The following is a 5,540-nucleotide window of genomic DNA, read 5'->3' on the forward strand; positions in this document are numbered from 1 at the left end:
GAAGGCAGCGGCGAAGAAGACCGTCGCCGCCGAGCAGTCGTCGCCTTCCGTGACGGCTTCGGCTTCGTCCGACAACTCGGGGCCGGCCGCCGACTGAGCATTTCGTAACCGGTTGTTCATCGATCCGTGTCCCGCCCCGAAGCCTTCGGGGCGGGACACGTGCTTTGTTTCAGAACTGATGCAGAGGCCGGTTAACGGGCCCGAAATGGCCTGAGAAATCCCTGATAATGTGACGGCGGTCGCTGCCTGTGAAGTTCCTGCGAGGGAACTACGGTCGGTGACCGACCCGGTTCAGGACCGACCGGGCCCAATTTCCTCGGTAGGGCGTCGGCATTGTGCCGGCGGGGTTATGCGCGGCCTCGTGAGACGTCCCGCACCCCAGATCTCTGCCTGTGATGAGCTCTTGCGGTGTTCAAGGAGGACGTCCATGACGAGCATCAACGAGCAGCCGATTCCTGCTGCCCGCCCGGTCATCGGTGAAGAAGAGATCGAGGCCGCGGTACGCGTGCTGCGCAGCGGTCGCGTCGTGCAGGGCCCCGAGGTCGCGGCCTTCGAGGAGGGCTTCTCCGAGCTGGTCGACGGCCGCCACTGCGTCGCCGTCAACTCCGGTACCTCCGCTCTGCACATGCTCCTGCTCGCCCTCGGTATCGGCCCGGGCGACGAGGTGATCGTCCCTTCCTTCTCCTTCGCGGCATCCGCCAACGCCGTCCGGCTGGTCGGCGCCGACGTCGTGTTCGCCGACATCGAGCCGGGCAGCTACGGCCTGGACCCGTCCGCCGTGGAGGCGGCGGTCACGCCGCGCACGGCCGCCATAATGCCCGTGCACCTCTACGGTCACCCGGCTGCCATGGACAAGCTCATGCCCATTGCGCGCAAGTACAAACTCGCTGTTGTCGAAGACGCGTGCCAGGCGCACGCCGCGGCCCTGAACGGCACCCCCGTCGGCGCGTTCGGCGAGGGCGGAACGTTCAGCTTCTACCCGACGAAGAACATGCACGCTCTCGAGGGCGGCATGGTCACCACGGCCGACGCCGAACTCGCCCGCACCCTGCGCCTCCTGCGCAACCAGGGCATGGAGCAGCGGTACGCCAACGAGATCGTCGGCGCCAACATGCGCATGACGGACGTGGCCGCAGCCGTCGGCCGCGTACAGCTCACCAAGGTCGGTGCGTGGACCGAGCAGCGCCGCGCCAACGCCGCGTACCTCGACGCGCACATCTCCGCCCCGAACGTGACGACGCCTCCGGTCGCCGAGGGCGCCCGCCACGTCTACCACCAGTACACGATCCGGGTGCAGGGCGACCGTGAGGCCGTGATGGCCAAGCTCACCGAGGCGGGCATCGGCAACGCCGTCTACTACCCGACCCCGATCCACCGGCTGAAGCCGTACTGGGAGCCGGACCAGAAGGCCGGCCGGAACTGGGACCTGCCCGAGACCGAGCGGGCCGCCGCCGAGGTCGTCTCGCTCCCCGTCCACCCGTCGCTCGGTGAGGGCGACCTCGAGCGCATCGCGAACGCAGTGAACGCACTGGGGGAGAGCCTGTGACCACCGCCGTACTGAAGGCCGGCCTCGTCGGCCTCGGCTCCATGGGGCGCCACCACGCCCGTGTCCTCGCCGGCCTCGAAGGCGTGGAACTGGTCGGCGTGGTCGACCCGATGGGCGACAAGAACGGCTGGGCGCAGGGCGCCCCCGTCCTGTCGACCGTCGAGGAGCTCATCGCGCTCGGCATCGACTACGCGGTCGTGGCCTGCCCGACCGCGCTGCACGAAGAGGTCGGCCTGCAGCTGGCCGACGCGGGCGTCTGCGCCCTGATCGAGAAGCCGCTGGCCGACACGGTCGAGGGCGCCCGCCGCCTCGTCGAGGCCTTCGAGTCACGCGGTCTCGTGGCCGGCGTCGGCCACATCGAGCGCTGCAACCCGGCCCTGCGCTCGCTGCGCAGCCGTCTGGAGGTCGGCGAGCTGGGCGACGTCTTCCAGGTCGTCACCCGCCGCCAGGGCCCCTTCCCCCACCGCATCGCGGACGTCGGCGTGGTCAAGGACCTCGCCACGCACGACATCGACCTGACGGGCTGGGTGACCGGCCAGACCTACACCTCGATCGCGGCCCACACCGTCTCCAAGTCGGGGCGCCCGCACGAGGACATGGTCTCCGCGGTGGGCCAGCTCTCCGACGGCACCATGGTCAACCACCTGGTCAACTGGCTGAGCCCGCTCAAGGAGCGTTTCACGTCGGTCACCGGTGAGCGCGGCTGCTACATCGCCGACACGCTCACCGCCGACCTCACGTTCCACTCGAACGCGGCGGTGACCACCGAATGGGAGGCGCTGCGCGCGTTCCGTGGTGTTTCCGAGGGCGACATGATCCGCTACGCGATCCCGAAGCGCGAGCCGCTGCTGGTCGAGCACGAGCTCTTCAGGAACGCGGTCCGGGGCGAGTCGGCAGACATCTGCACACTGCGGCAGGGGCTGCGTACCGTCGAGGTGGCCGCAGCGGTGCTGGAATCCGCAGCGACCGGCCTCGCCGTGCGGCTGGACGACAAGGGGTCATCTCCCGAGGTCGTGGCCAGTTGACCCGACCTGATGTTTCCGTGGTCGTAGCCGTCTACAACACGATGCCCTATCTCACCGAGTGCCTGAACTCACTTGTGGGGCAGAGCATCGGGCTGGAGAGGCTCGAGGTCATCGCGGTGGACGACGGATCGACCGACAGGAGCAGCGAGGAACTGGACCGCTTCGCGGCGAGGTACCCGGGCACGGTCAAGGTGATCCACCAGGAGAACTCCGGGGGCCCGGCGGCGCCGAGCAACCGTGCCCTGGAAGTGGCCACCGGCCGGTACGTGTACTTCATCGGTTCCGACGACTACCTGGGCGAGGAAGCCCTCGCTCGCATGGTGAGCTATGCGGACGAGCACGACTCCGACGTGGTCATCGGCAAGATGGTCGGAACCAACGGCCGGTATGTGCACCAGAAGCTCTACAAGAAGAACGATCCCGACATCAGCCTCTTCCGTTCGGATCTGCCTTTCACGCTGGCGAACACCAAGCTTTTCCGACGCGAGCTGGTCGAGAAGCACGGACTGCGCTTTCCCGAAGACCTGCCGGTGGGCAGCGACCAGCCGTTCACCATCGAAGCGTGCGTCCGGGCCCGCAAGATCTCGGTTCTCTCGGACTACGACTTCTATTACGCGGTGAAGCGCGGCGACGCCAGCAACATCACCTACCGGGCCGACCACTTGTCGCGGCTGCGCTGCACGGCCTCGATCATGAAGCACGCCGCCACACTCGTGGAGGCCGGCCCCGACCGGGACGCGCTCTTCAAGCGGCACTTCACCTGGGAGCTCGCCAAGCTCATCCAGGGCGACTTCCCGGCACTCGACGCGGGAACCCGGCAGGAGGTGTGCGCGGGGATCGCAGCCCTCGCGGACGAGTACCTCACCGACGAGCTCAGGGACTCCCTCGACGTCAAGCGCCGGGTGCGGATCTGTCTCGCGCAGGCGGGCGCCGTGGACGAGCTGGTCCGTGCGATCACGGAGGAGGCGGAGCACGGTGCCCCGCCCTTCCACCTGGAGGACGGCCGGGCCTTCGCGATGTACCCCGGTTTCCGCGACGCGGCCCTCGGCCTTCCCGACCGGGTCTACGAGCTGGTCGGCGAGGCCGTGCCCGGGCGGCTGGCACAGGGCACGCAGCTCGTCGCCGCCGAATGGGACCAGGCCGGCGACGACCTGCACCTCGTGCTCACAGCCCGGGTCGGTGTCCTGGGCGACGCCGGCACCCTGACCGTGCGCCTGGCCAAGGGGGCCATGCCGAAGAGCGCCGACAAGGCCGGTGCCCGCCGCTTGCCGGCCGGACAGGAACTTCCCCAGCCGGAAGGCGAGTTCACCCGCGGTGCGACCGGCGACGGCCGGACCACGACGGTGCGTGGCCGGATTCCCGTAGGTGCCGTGAAGGCGAAGCTCGGCGTCCGTGTATACGTGGACGTGGCAGGCTCGACGTACGAGATCCCCGTGAAGACCCACGGAAAGCCGCTGCCCCTGGCCCGCCGCTGGCGGCAGGCCGTCCCGTACAGGGTGGCGGCGAACCAGAACCCCAAGGGCCGGCTCGTGATCACGACGGCGCCCCTGTGGGAGATCAAACCCGGTGCGGGCAAGCGGCTGCGCCACATGCTGTCCAGGCTGAAGAGGAAAGTGACCCGATGAACATCTGTGTAGTCGCGCTCGGCAAGATCGGCCTCCCGCTCGCCGTGCAGTTCGCCGCCAAGGGCCACAAGGTCATTGGCGCGGACGTCAACGCGAAGGTCGTCGAACTGGTCAACGCGGCCACCGAGCCGTTCCCCGGCGAGCACGACCTGGACGTCAAGCTCAAGGAGACCGTGGGCGCGGGCCTGCTCTCCGCGACCACGGACACCACCGCGGCGGTCGCCGCGTCGGACGCCGTCGTGGTCGTCGTCCCGCTCTTCGTGGACGCGGAGGGCACCCCGGACTTCGGATGGATGGACGCGGCGACGAAGGCGATCGCCGCGGGCCTGAAGCCGGGCACCCTCGTCAGCTACGAGACCACCCTGCCGGTGGGCACCACGCGTACCCGGTGGGCGCCGATGCTCGCCGAGGGCTCCGGCCTCACCCCGGGTCGCGACTTCCACCTCGTCTTCTCGCCGGAGCGCGTGCTGACCGGCCGCGTCTTCGCGGACCTGCGTCGCTACCCCAAGCTCGTCGGCGGCATCGACGAGGCGTCCTCGCAGCGCGGTGTGGAGTTCTACGAGGCCGTGCTCGACTTCGACGACCGGGAGGACCTGCCGCGCCCGAACGGTGTCTGGGACCTCGGTACGGCGGAGGCCTCCGAGCTCGCCAAGCTTGCCGAGACCACGTACCGCGACGTCAACATCGGTCTGGCCAACCAGTTCGCCCGGTTCGCCGACAAGAACGACATCGACGTCAAGAAGGTCATCGAGGCCTGCAACAGCCAGCCCTACAGCCACATCCACCAGCCCGGCATCGCCGTCGGCGGCCACTGCATCCCGATCTACCCGCGGATGTACCTGTGGAACGACCCGGAGGCCACCGTCGTGCGCTCGGCCCGTGAGGCCAACGCCGCGATGCCCGAGTACTCCGTCGACCTGCTGGCCGCCGCCTACGGCGACCTGGACGGCGTCGGGGTCCTGGTGCTGGGCGCCGCCTACCGCGGGGGAGTCAAGGAGACCGCCTTCTCCGGTGTCTTCGGGGTCGTCGAGGCGCTGAAGGCCCGCGGCGCGGTGCCGTTCGTCTCCGATCCCATGTACACGGCCGACGAACTGACCGCGCACGGCCTCGTGCCGCACGAGGGTCAGGCAGTCACCGCGGCGGTCCTCCAGGCCGACCACGCGGAGTACCGCCTGCTGGCCGCCGCCGACCTGCCGGACGTCCGCGTCCTGGTCGACGGCCGCCGCACGACCGACCCGGCCAACTGGGCAGGCGTCCGCCGCGTCGTCATCGGCGGCTGAGCCGCCCGTACCGTCCAGGAGGCCCCGGCGACGGTCGCCGGGGCCTCTCGCTGCCCAGGAAAGC

Annotated in this window: 4 protein-coding genes; all 4 read left to right on the top strand. The window is 69.4% G+C overall.

What is annotated here, in order from left to right; translation table 11 throughout:
• Positions 1-427 precede the first annotated feature (427 nt).
• From ACFWFI_RS40605 to ACFWFI_RS40620, 4 genes are read left to right on the top strand one after another with little or no spacing between them, the layout of a single operon-like run.
• Positions 428-1,546, top strand: a complete 1,119-nt coding sequence (locus ACFWFI_RS40605) for a DegT/DnrJ/EryC1/StrS family aminotransferase (RefSeq protein WP_387400649.1) — start codon at positions 428-430, stop codon at positions 1,544-1,546.
• The gene (locus ACFWFI_RS40610) at positions 1,543-2,571 is read left to right on the top strand and encodes a Gfo/Idh/MocA family protein (RefSeq protein WP_387400651.1); all 1,029 of its coding nucleotides are present in this window, start codon (positions 1,543-1,545) and stop codon (positions 2,569-2,571) included. The genes ACFWFI_RS40605 and ACFWFI_RS40610 overlap by 4 nt, the downstream gene beginning before the upstream one ends.
• Positions 2,568-4,196: a glycosyltransferase family 2 protein gene (locus tag ACFWFI_RS40615; RefSeq protein ID WP_387400653.1), complete on the top strand. Its 1,629-nt coding sequence runs from the start codon at positions 2,568-2,570 to the stop codon at positions 4,194-4,196. The genes ACFWFI_RS40610 and ACFWFI_RS40615 overlap by 4 nt, the downstream gene beginning before the upstream one ends.
• Entirely contained in the window at positions 4,193-5,476 is a 1,284-nt protein-coding gene (locus tag ACFWFI_RS40620) for a nucleotide sugar dehydrogenase (protein WP_387400655.1), read from the top strand. The genes ACFWFI_RS40615 and ACFWFI_RS40620 overlap by 4 nt, the downstream gene beginning before the upstream one ends.
• Positions 5,477-5,540: the final 64 nt, after the last annotated feature.

This window comes from Streptomyces sp. NPDC060209, from assembly GCF_042728155.1.
Classification (GTDB): Bacteria; Actinomycetota; Actinomycetes; order Streptomycetales; family Streptomycetaceae; genus Streptomyces.

Bases quoted from the DNA above. Each gene is read 5' to 3' on its own strand.
- ACFWFI_RS40620 (WP_387400655.1), top strand. From the start codon at position 4,193: ATGAACATCTGTGTAGTCGCGCTCGGCAAGATCGGCCTCCCGCTCGCC.
- ACFWFI_RS40605 (WP_387400649.1), top strand. From the start codon at position 428: ATGACGAGCATCAACGAGCAGCCGATTCCTGCTGCCCGCCCGGTCATC.